Consider the following 19,966-nt stretch of genomic DNA (forward strand, 5'->3'; position numbering starts at 1 on the left):
TCAGTCGGCGGAGGCGGCGGCCCGACGGGCGGCGGCCACCCCGGCGGCCGACGCGTTGAGGGACGTCCAGGCCCCGAGCGCAGCGGCCATCTCGGCCTGCTTCTTGCTGCTGCCCGACCCCTCGGCGACGCCCTGCTCGTCACCCAGGGCGACGACGGCGTGGAAACGCTTGTCGTGATCGGGGCCGCTGTCGGTCACCGAGTACGACGGCATGCCACGACCCAGGGTCGCGGCCAGTTCTTGCAGGCTGGTCTTGGGGTCCATCGCGGCACCGAAGCGATCGGGGTCGACGAGCAGCGGCGCCACGAGACGCAGCACGAGCGCCGTGGCGGCTTCACCCCCGGCCTCGAGGTAGGTCGCGCCGATGATGGCCTCGACGGTGTCGGCCAGGATCGAGTGCTTGTCTCGACCGCCGGTCAACTCTTCGCCGCGACCGAGGCGCAGGTACGGGCCGAGACCGATGATGCGGGCGACCTCGGCCAGGGCGACGGTGCTGACGAGGCTGGCTCGACGCTTAGCGAGGTCTCCCTCGTCGAGGTCGGGGTTCTCGGTGAAGAGCATGACCGTGACGGCCTGACCCAGGATGGAGTCACCGAGGAACTCGAGGCGCTCGTTGTTGCCGACGCCGCTGTGCTCGTACGAGTACGACCGGTGTGTGAGCGCCTGGTCGATAAGGGCGTCGCTGAGCTCGATCTGCAGCCGGGACAAGAGAACAGCCCGGTCGGCACCAGGGCTCGACTCGGGCTGACTCATGCGCTCACCGCGAGGGTGGACGGGTTCACGTCGGTGATCAGACGTCGGCGACCTTGCGGCCCTTGTACTCCATGTACAGGGCGGTGCCGGCGCTGTCCTCGACGACCTTGGCACGGTGCGGGAGGCTGTAGGTGACCTTGCCGTTCTCGATCGTCTTGACGAGCTGGACCGGCGTGGCCTTCCACTGCGAACGACGAGCGTGCGTGTTGGAGCGTGACTGCTTGCGCTTCGGGACGGCCATGGGTTTCTCTTCTCTCTGTCGGCACCCTCGCGGGTGCCTGGGTCTGACGATGGTGGGTGACGCGGTGGTGTTCAGTGCTGCTCGTCGGCCGGGCGCTGGTCGTCGTGACCGGTGCCCTGTGACGTGCCGTCGGCGGGTGCCGATTCAGCCTGGAACCCTGCCAGTGCCGACCAACGGGGGTCGGCGATCTCGCGGGGCTGGTAGTCGGGGATGTCGTCCACACGCTCGCCCGTTTCGGGGTCGAGGCCCGGACAATCCGGCCGACAGACCGGCTGGAAGGGCAGTGACAGAACCACTGCGTCTCTGACCACGGGTTCAAGATCCACGTGATCGTCTTGAACCTGATAGTCAAAAGCTTCGTCGACATCGTACGCGAAAACCTCGGCGAAATCGACTTCGACGGGCTCGGAGATGTCGCGGAGGCACCGGCTGCACTCACCGACCGCCGTGCCCGAGACGTGGGCGGACACGAGGATGCCGTCGTGCAGCCCCTCGAGCTTGACGTCGATCGCGATCTCGGCACCCTTCGGCACCGAGATCTGGCCCTCGCCGAGTTTCTCGGGCACGACGACGTCGAGCTCGTGCTCGCGCATCTCGCCCGGACGGTGCACGAGGTCGAACACCGGGACGGTGTAGGGGGTCTGGGTGAAATGAGGCACGAGGAGGCAGTTTACGCCGTCGAGCCGGACGCCGCCTCCGTGCCCCCGACGAGCGACCGCGGCGCGACGGTCGCCCTGAGGCGCTGCCCCGGGGACGAGGAGGCGCGGAGCCCGTCGATCACGCGACGCGCGTCCGCCTGCACCTGCCTGGCGGCCGGCTCGGCTCCGAAGCGCTCGGCCTGCAGGGCGTCCAGCAGCGCGACCGAGGCGACCCGCGCCTCCTCGGCCCTGGTCGACCGGCCGGAGGACGGTGCCGTCGCCGTTCCGGTCACGGCGCCCCCTGCCCCGAGGCGCTGCGCCAGCAGGTCGACGACCGCCGGCGGGGTCATCGCGGCCGTCACGGGGACACCCAGGTCTCGAGCGGTGTCGACCACCTCGTGCCAGGCGTGCAGCGCCAGGTCGGGCGGGGACGCCGACAGGCGACGTCGTCGACGGCCGGCGCGCAGACCCGAGGGGACGACGAGGGCGGCGAGCACGAGCGCCGCGAGCACCGAGAGGGCGATCGACGGGACGGGCCCGACGCCGGAGCCCGGACCCGAGGCGGCGGACGTCGGCGTGGCGCTCGCGCTCGGAGCCGCGCTGGTCGGGGCGGTCGAGGCCGAGGGGGCCGTGCTCGCGTCGGGGGCGGTGCTCGCGTCGTCGGCGGGGACGTCGCTCGGCTCGACGCCGGTCTGCTGCAGGTACTGCTGAGGGGCGCCGAGGCCGACGGTCGGCTCGAAGGGGACCCAGCCGAGCCCGGCGAAGTACAGCTCGGGCCAGGTGTGCAGGTCGTCGCTGCTCACCCGGAACGCGGCGTCGTCGCCGACGCCCTGCAGGTCGCCCGGCAGGAAGCCCACCGCCACCCTCGACGGGATGCCCAGCGTCCGGGCCATGACCGCCATCGCCGAGGCGAAGTGCACGCAGTACCCGCTGCGGACCTGCAGGAACGTCTCGATCGCGTCGAGGCCGCTGCCGTCGTAGCCGCGCTGGACCGGGGTGTCTTCCGAGTACGTGAAGTCGCCGTCGCGGAAGAAGTCCTGCAGCTCGACGGCCGCGTCGAACGGGTTGGCCGAGCCGGCGGTCACCTCGGCGGCGAGGTCGGTGACGGTCTGCGGCACCTCGTCGACCGAGAGGTAGGGCGCCATGTCGGGCCCCGTGTCGTCGAGCGATGCGACGACCTGCTCGGGGCTCGGGTCGACGGGCCGGCTCGTCACCTCGTACTCGAGACCCTGCGTGCCCTCGGACTCGCTGCGGACGGTGACGCCGCTCTCGTCGACGAACCGCCACTGGTCGTCGAGGCCCTCGATGGCGGTCGGCGGCACCGGGACGGGCAGGTAGGGGCTGCGCAACGCCCCGATCGTGACGTCGGTCGTGACGTCGCGTCGTGCGGTGCCCGGATCGATGCCGGGAGCGTCGGGCAGGGTGTCGAGCGTGTTGAGCGGGTCGAGCGGCACGTCGGCGGGACTCCACGTGCGACCCGAGAAGTCCACCAGGTCGACGAGCTTGAGATACGTGCCCTGCCGGTCGTCGGTCCGGTACGACAGGACGGTGACCGGGGCACCCCGCCGCAGGTCGTCACCGAGGTCGATGATGGGGTTCACGCCGGTCGCGAGGCCGGTGCCGGTGCCCGAACCGGTCAACGGCGCCACGCCCGTAAGGGGGACGACGGCCGTCAGCAGCCCGGCCACGGCGACCGACGCGGCGGCACCGACCAGACCGGCGCGCGAGGGTCGTCGTCCGGTGGAGACCATCAGCAGCACGAGGTAGGCCAGCACGGTCGCCACCACCCAGGGCCAACTCGTGACGACGCCCGGCACGAAGGTCGGCACGGCCAGCACGAGGGCCGGGAAGACCCCGGTCACGACCGGCAGCTGCCCCACCGACGACAGCAGGTCGGTGACGACGGCGACCACGAGCACCGAGAGGGCCACCGTGACCAGCAGGCCGTCGTTCACCTCGACCGGGGCCGATCCCTCGACGATGGCCGCGTTCGCCTGAGCCGAGAGCTCGGGGATGCGCGCGAAGGTCGCCCCCGTCGGCACGACCCCGAGCAGGGCCGTCCCCCCGGAGGCGAAGGCCGTCGTGACGAGCGCGCCGAGGACCGCCCCACCGACCACGCCCAGCCAGGAGGCGCCACCCAGCGCCCGCACGGCGAGGGACGCACCCAGCACGACGGCGGCCACGACGGCACCCGCGACCCACCAGCCGACCCCGACGAAGACGGGGTGCAGGCTCGCGAGCGAGAGGACGAGCACGAGCCAGAGCAGCGCCGAGGTCTGCCAGCGGGCCGCGCCCGCGGGCTCGGCCCCGAAGAACCCCACGCGGGTCGGCGAGTCAGTCATCGAGGACCCCCGAGGTCGTGATCAGGCGGCCGACGTCGACGCTCGAGTCGGTCTCGACGACCCGCCAGCCGGAGTCGCGCAGGGCACCGGCGACCTCGTCGGGGGCGAGCACGCGGTCGTCGCCCCGGCCCGGTCCGTCGGCGAGGCGTGCGGGACGCGAGGTCAGGCCGGCGCCGAGGGGCAGGGCGGCCGTGACGACGACGGCGACCGCCGACGACCCGGGAGCCCTCGAGGCGACGAGCAGCTCGAGGTCGAGCCGGCCCAGTCCCGAGACGACCGCCACGACGGGCTCCCGGGGCGACGGGGCAGGAGCGGGCGCCCCGAGCGCGTCGTCGAGCCGCAGGTCGGCGAGGTCGTCGAGGAACCCCGTGGTCGACTCCGGGTCGTGCCGGGCGACGAGCGTGCCGCCGGGTGTCGTCAGCACGGTCGCGGACCCCGCGTGGCCGATCTCGACCGCGATGGTCGCGGCGAACGAGACCGCCCACTCGAAGGCGTCGCTGACGAGCGGGATCGCGGCGGTCGCCGGCCTCACCCGGACGCCGCTCGTCGGCGGCACCGTCGGGCGCGCGTCGGACCATCCCTCGGCCGCGACGGCGATGACGACCCGCGCACTGGGCAGGCCGTGCTGCTCTTCTTGTCGGACCATGAGCTCGCCGTGCCGGGCCGTGGCCTTCCAGTGCACCCGACGCATCGGGTCGCCCCGGCGGTACTCGCGCGTGACCGGATCGTCCTCACCACCGGCCAGGCTGTGCTCGCGCTGCCGTCTCGACCCGTCACCCAGGGCATGGGACTCGCGCCCCAACCCCACCTCGACGACGTCGGGCACGACGACGAACTCGGCCACGCCGGCCGCCACGACCCCTCGCCGGGCGACGCCGTACGACTCGACGAGGTCGACGTGCAGGGGGCCGATGCGGTGCCGACCGCGCGGCAGGTCGTGGTGGCGGAAGACCGCCGAGGAGGCGCGGCCCGGCACGAGCAGGACCGCCGCGGCCTCGGAGTCGGACAGTCGTCCGAACGGCAGCTGCTCGCGGACCCGCACGGTGCCGGAGGTCCGACCCCCGCGGGGAAGGACCGTGACCGTCTCGACGGCGGACCACCCCGCGACGCCGCGGTCGGGAGTGAAGCGACGCGTGACCCGCACGTCGGCCGTGCGGAAGAGCAGGGAGACGGTGACGGCCACGATCAGGACGACGAGCGTCGAGCCAGCGAAGACGAGGGCCGGGGCCTGCACCAGCCAGCCCACGAGCACGACGAGCACCCCGGCGGCGAGCACGCCGACGCCACGGCCGGTCGGCCTGGGGACCCCACCCCGTCTCACGGTCAGCGCGCGTCGGTCGCGTCGCCGAGCGGGACGGGAGTCTGCTCGACGACCTCGGCGACGAGGTCGTAGGCCGCCGAGACGGCCCCCGCCCCGGCTCGGCCGGCGAGGATGACCCGGTGGCCGAGGACGGGCCCGGTGAGGGCGTCGACGTCGTCGGGGACCACGTAACCGCGGCCGTTGAGGGCGGCCCAGGACTTGGCCGCCCGCATGAGCTGCAGGGTCGCCCGGGGGCTGGCCCCGAGACGCACGTCGGGATGGACGCGCGTCGCCTGGACGATCCGCACGGCGTATTCTTCGACCGCCTGCGCAGTGTAGACCGTGCGGACGGCGGCGATCATGCGGGTCAGCTCGTCGAGCGAGACGAGCGGGCGCAGGGTGTCGAGGGGGCTGACCCGCTCTCGCTGCTGCAGCATGCGCAGCTCGCTGCGGGCGTCGGGGTAGCCCAGAGAGATGCGGGCCATGAACCGGTCGCGCTGCGCTTCGGGCAGGTTGTAGGTGCCCTCCATCTCGACGGGGTTCTGCGTCGCCACGACGAGGAACGGCGAGGGCAGCGGGTGCGTGATGCCGTCGACCGTCACCTGACGCTCTTCGAGGCTCTCGAGCAGCGCCGACTGGGTCTTCGGCGAAGCACGGTTGATCTCGTCGCCGATGACGACGTTGGCGAAGACGGGACCGGGCTTGAACTCGAATCCGCCGCTCTGCCGGTCGTAGACCGAGACTCCCGTGATGTCGCTCGGCAGCAGGTCGGGGGTGAACTGGATGCGGGTGACGGTCGCGTCGACCGCCTTGGCGAGCGCCCGGGCCAACTGCGTCTTGCCGACGCCCGGGACGTCCTCGATCAACAGGTGGCCCTCGGCGAGCAGGACGGTGAGCGCCGTCGAGATGGCGCCGTCCTTGCCGTCGATCACGGTGGCCACGGCCTCGAGGATGCCCCTCGCGCGCTGCTGGACCTCGGCGAGCGACATCGTGGGACCGGAGCCGGTCGCGCGGACGGCGGCGGGCTCGACGGTGGGGTCGTTGGTCGTGGTCATCGCGGCGTCCTCGTCGGGTGGGTCGGGGTCAGGTGGTGCTGAGGTAGGCGGCGACGGCCTCGGGCACGTAGGGCGACACGTCCCCGCCGAGCGAGGCCACCTGCCGCACGAGCGAGCTCGACACGTGCGCGTGGGCCGGGTCGGGGAGCAGGAAGACGGTCTCGACACCGGCGAGGCTGCGGTTCATGATCGCCATCGGCGTCTCGTAGGCGACGTCGACCTGCGAGCGGATGCCCTTGACGAGCACGCTCGCCCCGACCTCGGTGCAGTAGTCGACGAGCAACCCGACGCTCCAGCTGTGGACCGTGACGGTCTCGGGCAGCCCGGCCGCGCGGAGGGATTCGGTGAGCAACGAGACCCGCTGAGCCAGGGGCAGCAACGCGCTCTTCTCGGGGTTGTGCACCACGAGGACGTGGACCTCGTCGAAGATGTTGGCGGCCCGGGCGATCACGTCCACGTGACCGAGGGTCACGGGGTCGAACGAACCCGGCACGACGGCGATCCTGCTCATCCGGTCACTGTATCCCGCCGACCCCGGACGGACCCCCAGGGCGACGGCGGGGTCGAGGACGCGTCACGCACCACGGCGCGCTCAGTTCTTGCCCATGGCCTCGCGGCCCCGGTCGTCGAGTCGGCGCGCGATGGCGGCGGCGAGGGCGGGGTGGTCGACCAGGCGGGGGTCGGCGTCGAGGACCTCGGCCGCGTGCTCACGGGCGAGGCCGATGAGGTCGCCGTCGCGGGCCACCCGCAGCAGACGCAGGGACGAGCGGCCGCCCGACTGGAGGTTGCCGAGCACGTCGCCCTCGCGACGCAGGTCGAGGTCGACCTGCGCGAGCTCGAAGCCGTCGAGCGTGGCCGCGACCGCGTCGACTCGCTCGCGGGCCACGGTGTCGGCCGCTGCGTGGGTGACGAGCAGGCAGAGACCCGGGTGGCCGCCGCGACCGACGCGACCGCGCAACTGGTGCAGCTGCGAGACGCCGAACCGGTCGGCGTCGAGCACGACCATGGTCGAGGCGTTCGGCACGTCGACCCCCACCTCGATGACCGTCGTCGCGACGAGCACGTCGATGTCGCCGGCGGCGAAGCGACGCATGACGTCGTCCTTCTCGTCGGACGACATGCGTCCGTGCAGGGGCTCGACGCGCAGGCCCTGCAGCACGGGGATCGTGGGAACCCGGGCCATGACCCCCTCGACACTCGCGCGTTCGGGGGCCGGTGCCTCGGATCCGTCGGCCCCGGGCGCGTCGTCGCCGGGCGCGTCGCCGACGTCGGGCGGGTCGCCGGGTTCGGCCGTGACCGCGTCGATCGCCGGGCAGACGACGAACACCTGTCGCCCCTTCACCACCTCTTCGGCCGAGCGCTGCCAGATGCGACCGCCCCAGGTCGGGTGGTCGGCGAGGGGCACGACGAACGACTCGATCGGCTGGCGCCCCTTCGGCAGCTCGGCGATGGTCGACACGTCGAGGTCGCCGAAGACCGTCATGGCCACGGTGCGCGGGATCGGCGTCGCGGTCAGGACGAGCACGTGCGGCGGCGTGGCGCCTTTCTTGCGCAGCGCCTCACGCTGGTCGACGCCGAAGCGGTGCTGCTCGTCGACGACGACGAGGCCGAGGTCGAAGAACTCGACGGTCTCGCTGATCAGGGCGTGGGTGCCCACCACGACGTGCGCCTGGCCGCTGACGATGGACAGCAGCGCCTTCTTGCGCTGGGCCACCGTCATCTGGCCGGTCAGCAGGGTCGGGCGCAGTCGGGCCGCCAGGTCGGGCCCGAGCGTGGCCGTGATCGATCGCAGGTGCTGTGCCGCGAGCACCTCGGTCGGGGCCAGCAGGGCCGACTGGCCACCGCTCTCGGCCACCGCGAGCATCGCCCGCAGGGCGACGAGGGTCTTGCCCGAGCCGACCTCGCCCTGCACGAGGCGGTTCATCGGCACCTCGGCCTCGAGGTCACGGGTGATCTCGTCGCCGACGAGGCGCTGGTCGCCCGTCCGCTCGAAGGGCAGGGCGGCGTCGAAGGTGGCGAGCAGGCCGTCGGGCGTGGCACGTCGGGGGGTGGCCGCCGATCGACGCACGAGCGCCCGCTGCTGCAGCAGGGCGCTCTGCAGCACGAAGGCCTCGTCGAACCGCAGGGTGTCGCGGGCCGTGAGGTGGTCGCGATCGGTCTCGGGACGGTGGATGCGCTCGTACGCCTCGGACACGGGCACGAGGTCGAGCTCGGACCGGACCGACGCCGGCACCGCGTCGTCGATCGGCGGCAGGCCGTCGAGCAGCACCTCGACCGACTTCTGCACCTGCCAGGACGCCACGGAGGCGCTGGCCGGGTAGATCGGGATCGGCTGCTTCGCCCACTTCTGGGCCTGCTGGTCGCCGACCCCGGCGACCGCCTCGTGCGAGGCGTCGAACAGCTCGTAGTCGGGGTGCGCCAGCTGGCGGAGCCCCCGGTAGTCGCCGACCTTGCCGGCGAAGATGCCGCGGGCACCCGGCACCAGGTCTTTGGCCCGCCACGCCTGGTTGAAGAAGGTGAGCGTCAGGATGCCCTGGCCGTCGCCGATGCGCACCTCGAGGATCGAGCCGCGCCGGGCGCGCATCGTGCGTTCGCGCACGTCGAGCACCTGGGCCACGATCGTGACGGACTCGCCGAGGGGCAACTGGTCGAGGGCCGTGAGCTCGCCCCGCCGGGCGTAGCGCCGAGGGAAGTGCGTCAGCAGGTCGCCGACCGTGCGCAGGCCGAAGGCCTTCTGCAGGGCGGTGGCCGTCCGGCCGCCGAGGGCCCCGGCCAGCGAGGCGTCGAGGGGTGAGTCGGGCACGGACACCACGCTAGCGCCCGCCCCCGACAGCTCCCGCGCCGGGCGGCGCCGGACCCCGTCGGGCCGGCCGGTGGTCAGAGCGAGAAGGAGTACCCGCCGGAGGCGCGGGTCGCCTTCGCGAGGTCGGCCACGTGCCCGTCGTCGTTCACCTTGAGGGCCCGCAGCTGCCGTGCCACCCCGCGGGCGGACTGCTTGCAGAAGCCGACGGCCAGGTGACGCTCCGCGTCGGAGTCGGCCCGCGCCTCCTGAAGGGCCGTCGAGGCCCGGGAGAGGACGGCCGTCTGCGCGTAGATGCCACTCGCCGCGTCGGCGAGGCGCTTCTGGACGAGCTGCTTCTCTTGCACCTTCTTGCCGTGCTTGCGGAGCGCCCCCTCGGTGCGCTCGCGCAGCCGCGAGACCTGGTCGCCGAGCTCGGCGGCCTGCTTGGCGAGCGCGGGATGGACCCCGACCGGCCGCTCGGGCCGGATGCGCCGCTGCACGCGCCCTGCGACGTACGGCGCGAGCACCCCGAGCGCCCGACCGGGGTCTCCGATGCTCAGCGACGCGACGTCGGGCAGCTCCTCGCTGAGCGTCTTGAGGCCGTTCAGGGCGACGAACGCGCGCAGGACGTCGTTGGCCCCCTCGAAGATCGGGAAGATGCGGAAGTCGCGCAGGGCCTTCGACAGCGGGTGCCCCTCCATGTACGCCTCGCCGCCGTGCAGCTGCACGGCCCGGTTGAGGGCGTACCAGCCGGTGTCGCTCGCGGCGACCTTGGTCAGGGCGGACTCGAGCGCGAAGTCGGTGTCGCCGCGGTCGACGAGGCCCGTGGTCAGGTACGACATCGACTCGACGCCGTAGATCTGCTGCGTCATCCAGGCGAGCTTGTCGCCGACCATCTCGAAGTCCGCGAGCGGTCTGCCGAACTGGTGCCGCGCCTCCGTGTGTTCGAGGCTCAGCTCGAGGAACCTCTTCATGCCGCCCGCGATGGCCGTGCCCATCGACATGCGACCGTTGTTGAGCGTGTTGACCGCGATGCGGAAGCCGTCACCCGGCTCGCCGAGCAGGTTCTCGGCGGGCACCCGGACGTCCTTGAAGTGCACGCGCTGCAGGTGGTTGGCCTTGAGGCCGTGGGTCTCGAACCGCGGGCCGGTGCTCAGACCCTCCATGCCCTTCTCGACGATCAGCGCGACGTGCCCGAGGTCGCTCTGCGCGAAGACGGTCAGGACGTCCTTGTCGCCGTTGCCGATCCACCGCTTCTCGCCGTTCAGCACCCAGCTGCCGTCGCTCTGCCGCTCGGCCCGGGTCTCGAGCGCGTAGGCGTCGCTGCCCACGTTCGGCTCGGTGAGCACGAACGCCGCGAGCTTCCGGCCGCTCGCCAGGTCGGGCAGCCAGCGTGCCTTCTGGTCGTCGGTGCCGAAGAGGTGCAGGGGCTTCGTCCCGATCGACTGGTGCACCCCCATGACCGTGGCCAGGGTGCCGTCGACCCGACCGAACTCCTCGTACACGCGGCAGTAGGCGCTCTGGCTGAGCCCGAGACCGCCGTACTCCTCGGAGACGAAGAGCCCCATCAGACCCCGCTCGCCCAGCTCGCGCACGAGGTCGTCGCCGATCCACCCCTCGCGTTCGGCCTTCAGCGGGTCGTAGCCGGCGAGCACCTCGCGGGCGGACGCCGAGACCGTCTCGACCCGGGCTTTCTCGGCCGCCGTCATCTGCGGGTACGGGAAGACGAGTTCGGAGGCGATGCGCCCGGCGAACAGCGACTTCGTGAACGAGGGCCTCACAGTACGATCAACGCTGGTCATGGCACCGATGCTGCCGACGTCGACGGGCACCGCCAACTCGGTTGTGCAGGTCCGACGACCGGGCGGGGTGGTCGACGGTGATGCGTTGTTGGGATGCTCGAACCACGTGCGTGCCGGGTGCGCGCCCGGTGCGCGCCGGGTGTCGCGCGTCGACCTGGCATGGTTGACCCCATGTCCCGCATCATCTCCGGCTTCGCCGACAACCTCTCGCTCGTCGTCCCCAAGGTCGGGACGCGGCCCACGAGCGACCGGGTGCGCGAGGCGCTGTTCTCGTCGCTCGACGCGCGCGACGAGATCCGGGGCCGGCGCGTGCTCGACCTCTACGCCGGCACGGGTGGTCTCGGACTCGAGGCGGCGTCGCGAGGGGCGGCCTCGGTCGTCCTGGTCGAGAAGGCCCCGGCCGCCGCGAAGGTGCTGCGCCGCAACGTCGAGTCCGTGCTGGCGCGGGCACCCCGACCGCCGCGCGGCACTCCCCCGCGCGTCGACGTGGTCACCCAGCCCGTGCGGTCGTACCTCGAGGGCGGCTCGGCGCCCGTCGACCTCGTCTTCTTCGACCCGCCCTACGAGTTGTCGGCCGCCGACCTCACCGCCGATCTCACGGCCCTGCTGCCCTCGCTCGACGAGCAGGCCCTCGTCGTCGTCGAGCGCGCCTCGCGTGACGGCGAACCCGGCTGGCCCGACGGCCTCACCCTCGACGTCAAGAAGCAGTACGGCGACACGACCGTCTGGTTCGCGCTGCGCGACTGACCCGGACCAGGAGGCGCGGGTCGGCTCGTCAGCCCTGCGCCCCGGACCACAGTCGGTACGGGTCCCACCCGCCGGCCTCGCCGAGGTCCGAACCGTCGACGGTGACGCGGGGCGCGCCTCCTGCCGGATCGCGGACCGTGCCGACGGCGCGGAAACCACCGGGCAACGCGACCTCGGGCGGGAACGTGGCGAACAGGGAGTGGTCCTCACCGCCCGAGAGGGCGAGCCGGGGGTCGTCACCCAGCGCCCCGGCCGACAGGTCGACCACGACACCGGAGGCGCGGGCCACCCGACCGGCGTCGAGGGCGAGGCCGTCCGACAGGTCGAGCATCGCGGTCGCCCCGGCCAGCGCTGCCGAGCGACCGTCGGCCACGGGTGGTGTGGGGGCGAGGTGCCAGCCGACGTCCGGGTCGCGCTCGCGCAGGGCGGCGGCCGCCGCGGTGTCGGGCACCCCGTCGTGGTCGACGCCGAGACGGAACAGCAGGTCGAGTCCACGCGCCGAGCAGCCGAGCGCGCCCGACACCGCGACGACGTCGCCGGGTCGGGCTCCGTCCCGCCGAACCGGCGCGCGCCCCTCGAGGTCGCCGAACGCCGTCACCGCGACCGTGAAGGTCGGCGAGACCGAGAGGTCACCGCCGACGACACCCGTGCCCGGGGCCATCACGGAACAGCCCTCGCGGAGGCCGTCCGCGAAGGCCTCGAGCTCGGTCACGCTCGTGTCGCCGGGCACCGCGAGGGCGACGACCAGCGCCGTGGGCCGCGCGCCCATCGCCGCCACGTCGGACAGGTTCGACGCCGCGGCCTTCCACCCGAGGTCGTACGACGTCGACCAGGCACGACGGAAGTCGGGGCCGTGCACCATGAGGTCGGTCGTCACGACGAACCGGCCGTCGGGCGCCGCGACCACGGCGGCGTCGTCACCGGGGCCGAGCAACGTGTCGTCGCCTCGGGGCAGGCGCGGCAGGATGCGGGCCAGGGTGGCGAGCTCGCCGACGCCCTCGACGGTGTCGGCGTCGTCCGGGCGGGGGTCCGTGGAGCGTCGTTCCATGTGCTGAACGGTAGCCTGGATGCGATGTCGAACCCGTCCTCGCGCCTCGCCGCGCGCCTCCGTCCCCGTCTTCGCGTCTCGGCCCTCGTGCTCGTCGGGGCCGGTCTCGCGACGACGCTCGTCGGCTGCTCGCAAGCCGTCCCGATGCAGCCCGCCGCGGGGGCGAACGACCCGGCCTGCGCCCAGGTCACCGTCCACCTGCCCGAGGTCGTCGACGACGGGCAAGGCCGCCGCGAGACCGACGCCCAGGCGACCGGCGCCTGGGGTTCGCCGACGAGCGTGCTGCTGCACTGCGGCGTCGAGACGCCCGCCGTGTCCGACCTGCCCTGCTACGACATCCAGGGCGTCGACTGGCTCGTCGATCAAGACCCGGACGACGCCGAGACCTCGATCCTCACCACGTTCGGCCGCGAACCCGGCGTCCAGGTGATCGTCGACACCACCAAGGCGAACGGCGGCAACGTGCTGCGCGACCTGGCCGACGCGGTCGGCTACCTGCCGAACGACGGCAAGAAGTGCGTCGGAGCCGGCGACCTGCCCGGCTCGGCCGGGTCGGCCGACGACCCGTCGACGACGCCCACGCCGACGCCGTAGGGCCGGTCGCGGGGGCGGACAGGCTGCGTCAGCCCTCGGGCTCGGTCAGCGCTCGGTCTCGAGGCCGAGGGCGATGAGTTCGTCGATCAGCTCGGGGTAGCTGAGGCCGCTCGCGAGCCAGCAGGCGGGGAACATCGAGATGGGCGTGAAGCCGGGCATGGTGTTGACCTCGTTGATCACCCAGCCGTCGTCGGTCAGGAAGAAGTCGACGCGAGCCAGGCCCGTGCCGTCGATGGCCTCGAAGGCCAGCGCGGCGAGCCGCTGCATCTCGGCGAGGTCGCCCGGGGAGAGGTCGGCGGGGCAGACCAGGTCGGCCCCGGGGGCGCCGAGGTACTTCGACTCGAAGTCGTAGAAGGTGTCGCTCGCGAGGACGATCTCGCCCGCGACCGAGGTGCGGGGCGACGCCCCGTCGCGTCCACCGAGCACGGCGCACTCGATCTCGCGGCCGACGACCGCGGACTCGACGAGGACCTTGTGGTCCTCGGCGAAGGCCTTGGCCATGGCCGTGGCGAGGTCGGCGGGCGCGTCGACGCGCGACACCCCCACGCTCGACCCGGCTCGGGCGGGCTTGACGAACATCGGGTAGCCGAGCGGCTCGACGTCGGCGGTCACGCGCTCGGGCGCGGCGTCCCAGTCACGACGACGGACGGTGCGCCACGGGGCGACGGTCACGCCGGCGGCCTGCAGCACCGTCTTCGTGAAGTGCTTGTCCATGCCGAGCGACGAGGCGAGCACGCCCGCCCCGACGTAGGGCAGCCCGGTCAGTTCGAGCAGGCCCTGCACCGTGCCGTCCTCGCCGAACGGACCGTGCAGGATCGGGAACACCACGTCGACCTCGCCCAGCAGGCGCGTCGTGCCGTCGCGCTCGGTGACGGTCAGCTCGCGGGTGGTGGACGACTCGGGCCAGTGCACGCGCGTGCCGTTGTCGACGACGGTCGGCAGCGTCTCGGCGTCGAGCGCGAACCTCGCCGCGTCGTCGGGCTGGAGGGTGAACGCCCCGTCGACGGTGATGCCCACGGGCACCACGTCGTAGCGGGTGCGGTCGATCGCCGAGAGGACTCCCCCGGCCGTCGCGCAGCTGATCGAGTGCTCGCTCGAGCGGCCACCGAAGAGGACGACCACGACGGTCTTGGCCGTCTCGGTGGCCGAGACCCCGACCGGCGAGATGTCGACCGACGAGATGTCGGCTGCGGCGAGGCGGGTGGTCGCGGTGGGCTCGGTGCTCGCCATGGAGGGCCTTTCGTCGGTGTCACGGCCCGCGGGCCGACCCGCGGTGAGCGGGCTCTGGTCGTCGCATGCCCCCGGCACGGACGACCTGCGGTCACTCGCCCTGGGGCTCGTCCGTCTCGGTGAGGTGTGGGGCGATGTTGCGCGGGTCGAGTGTACCGGCGAGCACCTCGGCCACCTGCTGGACGATGGGCATGTCGACGCCGCGCGACCGCGCGAGTTCGAGGATCGGCGCGACGGAGGCCAGCCCCTCGGCGGTCTGGTTCATCTGGCGCACGACGTCACCGAAGGCGTAACCCTGCCCGAGCAACCGACCCGCGGTGTTGTTCCGCGAGAGCGGCGACTCGCAGGTAGCGATGAGGTCGCCCAGCCCGGCGAGACCCGCGAGGGTCTCGGCCTTGGCCCCGAACGACACGGCGAACGCGGTCATCTCGGCCAGTCCGCGCGTGATGATCGACGCCTTCGTGTTCTCGCCGTACCCCACACCGTCGACGATGCCGATCGCGACGGCGATCAGGTTCTTGAGGACGCCGCCGAACTCGGTCCCGATCACGTCGGTGTTCACGAACGAGCGGAAGTACGGGTTGGTGGCGGTGGCCGCCACCAGGGTCGCCGTGTCGAGGCTGTACGACGACACGACGGCAGCCGTGGGCTGCCGCTTCGCGATCTCGAGGGCGAGGTTGGGCCCCGACGCGACGGCGATCAGGTCGCGATCGATGCCGAGCTCGGCCTCGATCACCTCGCTCATGCGCAATCCGGTGGCCTTCTCGACGCCCTTCATCAGGCTGACGACCGGCACCCCGGACGGGACCATGCCGCGGATCGCGGTCAGGTTGTCGCGCAACGTCTGGCTGGGGACCGACAGGTAGACCTGCTCGGCACCCGAGAGTGCCTGCTCGACAGACGGGGTCGCGACGAGGGTGCGGGGCAGGTTGATGCCCGGCAGGTAGTCGCTGTTGCGCTTGCTCTCGGTGATCTCGCGGGCCACCTCGGGTCGACGGGCCCAGAGGGTGACGTCGGCGCCGCCCTCGGCGAGGACCTTGGCGAAGGTGGTTCCCCAGCTGCCCGATCCCAGGACGGCCACCCGGCGCGGGATCGAGTCGCGCATGACGATCGAGATCGCCTCGGTCGTGACCGCCCCTTCTCCGAGAGCCTCGATGGCGCCTTCGCGTGACTCGGAGCTACTCAAAGCGGCCTGTCTCCTTCTGATGGTTCTTGGCGGGGTTCCACCGCTCGGCCGGGGCCTTCTCTGCTCGCAGCCGTTCGACGAGCTCGGTGACGGCGTCCATCACCGCGGCCGTGGCGGCCGTGACGGAGGCCTGGTCGAGCGGACGATCGCGGTAGGCCGAGAGGTCGACCGGATCGCCGATCACGACGGTGATGCGCTTGCGCGGGAAGGCGTGGAGGCGGCTCGAGTAGCGGCCCATGAGGTGCTGACTGCCCCAGTGCGCCATCGGGATGAGCGGGACCCCGGCGGCGAGGGCGAGGCGGACGGCGCCGCTCTTGCCCTTCATCGGCCAGAGGTCGGGGTCGCGGGTGAGGGTGCCCTCGGGGTAGACGATCACGCCGCCGCCCCGGGCGACGAGCAGGCGACCGGCCGCCAGCGGGTCGTGGTCGTGGGTGCGCCCCGCCCGCTCGACGGGGATGTGCCCCATGGCGTGCATCATGCGGCCGAACACCGGCACCCGGAACAGGGACGCCTTGGCGAGGAAGCGCGGGACCCGACCGAGTGACCACATCACACGACCGACGACCACCGGGTCGATGTTCGTGTAGTGGTTCGGGGTCAGGACGAAGGACCCCTCGGCCGGTAGCTTGTCGCCGTCGACGATGTCGATCCGGGCCATCAGGTCGAAGAGCGGCGCGGCAGGCGTCGCGAGGACGCGGAAGAACGCGCCTTTCTCCTTGCGACGCCTGCGCGCCGGGACCGGGACGACGGGGGCGTCGGGGTCGGCTGTCGACACCGGTCGATCAGCCCTTGAAGTCGAAGTCGGCACCCAGCTTGCGCAGCTTCGCGATGAAGTGCTCGTAGCCGCGGCTGATGATGCCGACGTTGCTGATCTTCGACTCGCCCTCGGCGGTCAGCGCCGCGATGAGGTGGCTGAACCCGCCGCGCAGGTCGGGCACGCGGATGTCGGCTCCGTGCAGGGCCGTCGGGCCGTTGATGACCGCGGCCTGCTCGAACTCGCGACGTGCGACACGGCGGTCGTGGTCGGGCAGTCCGTCTTTGTGGACCGTGATGTCGGCGCCCATGTCGTTGAGGGCCTCGGTGAACTGGAAGCGGTTCTCGTAGACCGTCTCGTGGACGACCGAGGTGCCCTGTGCCTGGGTGAGGGCGACGATGAGCGGCTGCTGCCAGTCGGTCATGAAGCCGGGGTGGACGTCGGTCTCGACGACGACGGGCTTGAGCTCGCCACCGGGGTGGAAGAACCGGATGCCGTCCTCGTGGACGTCGAAGTCGCCGCCGACCTTGCGGAAGACGTTGAGGAACGTCATCAGGTCTTTCTGGTCGGCGCCCTCGACGAAGATGTCGCCCTTGGTCGCGAGTGCGGCCGAGGCCCAGCTCGCGGCCTCGTTGCGGTCGTTGATCGCCCGGTGCGTGTAGCCGCGGAGCTTCTCGACGCCCTCGATGAAGATGACGCGGTTCGGCTCGACCGAGACGACGGCGCCCATCTTCTGCAGGATGGCGATGAGGTCCATGATCTCGGGCTCGATCGCGGCGTTGCGCAGTTCGGTGACGCCCTTGGCGAGCACCGCGGTCAGCAGCACCTGCTCGGTGGCGCCGACGCTCGGGTAGGGCAACTCGATGTTGGCGCCGGTGAGGCCGTTGGGCGCGGTGAGGTGGATGCCGTTGTACGACTTGTCGACGACGGCACCGAAGGCACGCAGGGCGTCGAGGTGGAAGTCGATGGGCCGGTCGCCGATGCGGCAGCCGCCGAGGTCGGGGATGAACGCCTCGCCCAGGCGGTGCAGCAGCGGTCCGCAGAAGAGGATCGGGATGCGGCTCGAGCCGGCGTGGGCGTCGATCTCGGCGAAGTGGGCGGACTCGACGGCGGAGGGGTCGAGGATCATCTCGCCGCGAGCCGGGTCGGTGATGCGCACGCCGTGCACCGAGAGCAGGCCCCGGACGACGTTGACGTCGCTGATGTCCGGGACGTCCTTCAGGATGCTGGGGGTGTCGCCCAGGAGGGCCGCGACCATGGCCTTCGTGGCCAGGTTCTTGGCACCACGCACCTCGATGCGACCGATCAGCGGTTTGCCACCCCGGATGACGATCTCATCGGAGGTCAGCCCCACACGGGCACCTGCTGCTGCTGCGTCTTGGACGAGAGAGTTCACTTACTTCACCGGCAATGTCTTCGGGCGCCAGGCGGCGCGGCGGGATTCGAATTCTGTGATGGCCGCTTCGTCGCGGAGGGTCAGGCCGATGTCGTCGAGGCCTTCGAGGAGTCGCCACTTAGTGTAGGCATCGACTTCGAATCCGACGGTGAGGCTGCCGATCGTGGCGGTCTGCGCCACGAGGTCGACCGTGATCTCGACGCCCGGCCGGCGATCGATCTCGGCCCAGATGCGCTCGACGTCGTCCTCGGCGACGGCTGCGGCGAGCAGTCCCTGCTTGCCGGAGTTGCCCCGGAAGATGTCGCCGAAGCGCGAGCTGATGATGACGTCGAAGCCGAAGTCGCGCAGCGCCCACACGGCGTGTTCACGACTCGAACCGGTGCCGAAGTCGGGGCCGGCGACGAGGACGCGCGCGCCCTGGAACTCTGGCCGGTTCAGCACGAACTCGGGGTCGTTGCGCCACCCGAAGAACAGGGCGTCCTCGAAGCCGGTCTTGGTGACCCGCTTGAGGAACTGCGCCGGGATGATCTGGTCGGTGTCGACGTTCGAACGCTTCAGCGGAGCGGCGACACCGGTGACGGTGGTGAACTTCTGCATCAGAGGGCCCTTGCTCGATCGGTGCCGTCGGCGAGGACGGGTTCGTCGGTCGCCCGGACGTCGGCGGAGGCCGCCGCGGCGTGGTCGTCGTCGGCCTGGAGGTCCCACGGCGAGGACAGGGTCCCGCGCACCGCGGTGGCCGCGGCGACGAGGGGCGACACGAGGTGCGTGCGACCGCCCTTGCCCTGGCGACCTTCGAAGTTGCGGTTCGAGGTCGATGCACACCGCTCGCCCGGTGCGAGCTGGTCGGGGTTCATGCCGAGGCACATCGAGCACCCGGCGAAGCGCCACTCGGCGCCGAAGTCGGTGAAGACCCGGTCGAGCCCCTCGGCCTCGGCCTCGAGGCGGACGCGAGCCGACCCCGGCACGACCATGACGCGCACGCCCTCGGCCTTGGTACGGCCGCGGATGATCGACGCGAACGCGCGGAGGTCTTCGATTCGACTGTTGGTGCACGACCCCATGAACACGGCGTCGACCGGGATGGCCTTCATCGGCGTGCCGGCCTCGAGGGCCATGTACTCGAGCGCACGCGTCGCCGCGGCCTTCTCGTTGGGGTCGACGACCGACTCGGGGTCGGGCACCGAGTCGCTGAGCGACACGCCCTGGCCCGGGTTGGTGCCCCACGTGACGAACGGCTCGAGCGTGTCGGCGTCGAGGAAGATCTCGGCGTCGAACACGGCGTCGTCGTCGGTCGGCAGGGTGTCCCAGTAGGCGACGGCTTCGTCCCAGTCGGCACCCGTCGGAGCGTGCGGCCGACCCTGCAGGTAGTCGTACGTGGTCTGGTCGGGCGCGACCATGCCCGCCCGGGCACCTGCCTCGATCGACATGTTGCAGATCGTCATGCGCCCCTCCATCGAGAGGGCGCGGATCGCGCTGCCGCGGTACTCGAGCACGTAGCCCTGCCCGCCGCCGGTGCCGATCTGGGCGATGACGGCGAGGATGATGTCCTTCGCGGTGACGCCGGGACGGAGCGTGCCCTCGACGGTGACCGCCATGGTCTTGAACGGCTTCAGCGGCAGCGTCTGCGTCGCCATGACGTGCTCGACCTCGCTCGTGCCGATGCCGAACGCCATGGCCCCGAAGGCCCCGTGGGTCGAGGTGTGCGAGTCGCCGCAGACGACGGTGATGCCCGGCATGGTCAGGCCGAGCTGCGGGCCGACCACGTGCACGATGCCCTGCTCGGCGTCGCCGAGCGGGTGGAGGCGGACGCCGAACTCGGCCGTGTTGCGGCGGAGCGTCTCGATCTGCGTGCGACTGGTGAGGTCGGCGATCGGCTTGTCGATCGCCAGGGTCGGCGTGTTGTGGTCTTCGGTCGCGATCGTCAGGTCGGTACGGCGCAGCGGCCGGTCGGCCTGCCGCAGTCCGTCGAACGCCTGGGGGCTGGTGACCTCGTGCACGAGGTGGAGGTCGATGTAGAGAAGGTCGGGGGCGCCGTCTTCGCCCTTGACGACGACGTGGTCGTCCCACACTTTCTCGGCCAGCGTCCTACCCACGGGCA

The 19,966-nt window shown here is 71.9% G+C and carries 18 protein-coding genes; 2 read left to right on the forward strand and 16 right to left on the reverse strand.

Annotated elements, in window-relative coordinates:
* The 9 genes from rnc to BIV04_RS03905 form a co-directional block, all read right to left on the reverse strand.
* Positions 1–753 carry a ribonuclease III gene (gene rnc / locus BIV04_RS03865; protein WP_071254238.1) on the reverse strand — a complete coding sequence of 251 codons (753 nt, stop codon included), beginning with the start codon at positions 751–753 and terminating at the stop codon, positions 1–3.
* Between the two features lie 37 nt (positions 754–790).
* Positions 791–994 (reverse strand): 50S ribosomal protein L32, encoded by a 204-nt coding sequence (rpmF, locus tag BIV04_RS03870; RefSeq protein ID WP_043593937.1) that lies wholly within the window; start codon positions 992–994, stop codon positions 791–793.
* A 71-nt stretch (positions 995–1,065) separates the two neighbouring features.
* Complete coding sequence (locus BIV04_RS03875; RefSeq protein ID WP_082486437.1) at positions 1,066–1,587, reverse strand: DUF177 domain-containing protein; 522 nt, start codon at positions 1,585–1,587, stop codon at positions 1,066–1,068.
* A gap of 77 nt (positions 1,588–1,664) precedes the next feature.
* Positions 1,665–3,974, reverse strand: a complete 2,310-nt coding sequence (locus tag BIV04_RS03880) for a transglutaminaseTgpA domain-containing protein (RefSeq protein ID WP_071254242.1) — start codon at positions 3,972–3,974, stop codon at positions 1,665–1,667.
* A complete protein-coding gene (locus tag BIV04_RS03885; RefSeq protein WP_071254244.1) occupies positions 3,967–5,250 on the reverse strand; it encodes a DUF58 domain-containing protein in 1,284 nt (427 codons plus the stop codon). The genes BIV04_RS03880 and BIV04_RS03885 overlap by 8 nt, the downstream gene beginning before the upstream one ends.
* Positions 5,251–5,297: 47 nt before the next feature.
* Complete coding sequence (locus BIV04_RS03890; RefSeq protein WP_369700689.1) at positions 5,298–6,329, reverse strand: AAA family ATPase; 1,032 nt, start codon at positions 6,327–6,329, stop codon at positions 5,298–5,300.
* A gap of 28 nt (positions 6,330–6,357) precedes the next feature.
* Complete coding sequence (gene coaD, locus BIV04_RS03895; RefSeq protein WP_054145631.1) at positions 6,358–6,840, reverse strand: pantetheine-phosphate adenylyltransferase; 483 nt, start codon at positions 6,838–6,840, stop codon at positions 6,358–6,360.
* A gap of 81 nt (positions 6,841–6,921) precedes the next feature.
* Positions 6,922–9,132 (reverse strand): ATP-dependent DNA helicase RecG, encoded by a 2,211-nt coding sequence (locus BIV04_RS03900; RefSeq protein WP_071254769.1) that lies wholly within the window; start codon positions 9,130–9,132, stop codon positions 6,922–6,924.
* A gap of 74 nt (positions 9,133–9,206) precedes the next feature.
* Positions 9,207–10,913, reverse strand: coding sequence for an acyl-CoA dehydrogenase family protein (locus BIV04_RS03905; protein WP_071254770.1), 1,707 nt, complete (start codon positions 10,911–10,913; stop codon positions 9,207–9,209).
* Positions 10,914–11,084: 171 nt separating this feature from the next.
* On the opposite strand from BIV04_RS03905, the gene rsmD reads away from it, so the two are divergent.
* A complete protein-coding gene (gene rsmD, locus BIV04_RS03910; protein WP_071254246.1) occupies positions 11,085–11,660 on the forward strand; it encodes a 16S rRNA (guanine(966)-N(2))-methyltransferase RsmD in 576 nt (191 codons plus the stop codon).
* Positions 11,661–11,688: 28 nt separating this feature from the next.
* Here the strand turns inward: rsmD and thiL are convergent, their stop codons facing one another.
* A complete protein-coding gene (gene thiL / locus BIV04_RS03915) occupies positions 11,689–12,708 on the reverse strand; it encodes a thiamine-phosphate kinase (RefSeq protein ID WP_071254248.1) in 1,020 nt (339 codons plus the stop codon).
* Positions 12,709–12,732: 24 nt separating this feature from the next.
* Here thiL and BIV04_RS03920 point away from each other — a divergent pair, with 24 nt between their 5' ends.
* Positions 12,733–13,302, forward strand: coding sequence for a DUF3515 family protein (locus BIV04_RS03920; RefSeq protein ID WP_071254250.1), 570 nt, complete (start codon positions 12,733–12,735; stop codon positions 13,300–13,302).
* Positions 13,303–13,347: 45 nt separating this feature from the next.
* Here the strand turns inward: BIV04_RS03920 and BIV04_RS03925 are convergent, their stop codons facing one another.
* From BIV04_RS03925 to leuC, 6 genes are all read right to left on the reverse strand, one after another.
* Entirely contained in the window at positions 13,348–14,532 is a 1,185-nt protein-coding gene (locus tag BIV04_RS03925) for a D-alanine--D-alanine ligase family protein (RefSeq protein WP_083396105.1), read from the reverse strand.
* Between the two features lie 91 nt (positions 14,533–14,623).
* Positions 14,624–15,637, reverse strand: a complete 1,014-nt coding sequence (locus tag BIV04_RS03930) for an NAD(P)H-dependent glycerol-3-phosphate dehydrogenase (protein ID WP_071254774.1) — start codon at positions 15,635–15,637, stop codon at positions 14,624–14,626.
* Positions 15,638–15,710: 73 nt separating this feature from the next.
* Positions 15,711–16,493: a 1-acyl-sn-glycerol-3-phosphate acyltransferase gene (locus BIV04_RS03935; protein ID WP_071254252.1), complete on the reverse strand. Its 783-nt coding sequence runs from the start codon at positions 16,491–16,493 to the stop codon at positions 15,711–15,713.
* Between the two features lie 7 nt (positions 16,494–16,500).
* Entirely contained in the window at positions 16,501–17,868 is a 1,368-nt protein-coding gene (gene murA, locus BIV04_RS03940; RefSeq protein WP_054145636.1) for a UDP-N-acetylglucosamine 1-carboxyvinyltransferase, read from the reverse strand.
* Complete coding sequence (leuD, locus tag BIV04_RS03945; RefSeq protein WP_071254254.1) at positions 17,869–18,465, reverse strand: 3-isopropylmalate dehydratase small subunit; 597 nt, start codon at positions 18,463–18,465, stop codon at positions 17,869–17,871. It lies immediately after the preceding gene.
* Positions 18,465–19,961: a 3-isopropylmalate dehydratase large subunit gene (gene leuC, locus BIV04_RS03950; protein ID WP_255364155.1), complete on the reverse strand. Its 1,497-nt coding sequence runs from the start codon at positions 19,959–19,961 to the stop codon at positions 18,465–18,467. The genes leuD and leuC overlap by 1 nt, the downstream gene beginning before the upstream one ends.
* Positions 19,962–19,966 lie beyond the last annotated feature (5 nt).

Origin of the sequence: Frigoribacterium sp. MCBA15_019 (assembly GCF_001864945.1) — a bacterium.
GTDB lineage: Bacteria > Actinomycetota > Actinomycetes > Actinomycetales > Microbacteriaceae > Frigoribacterium.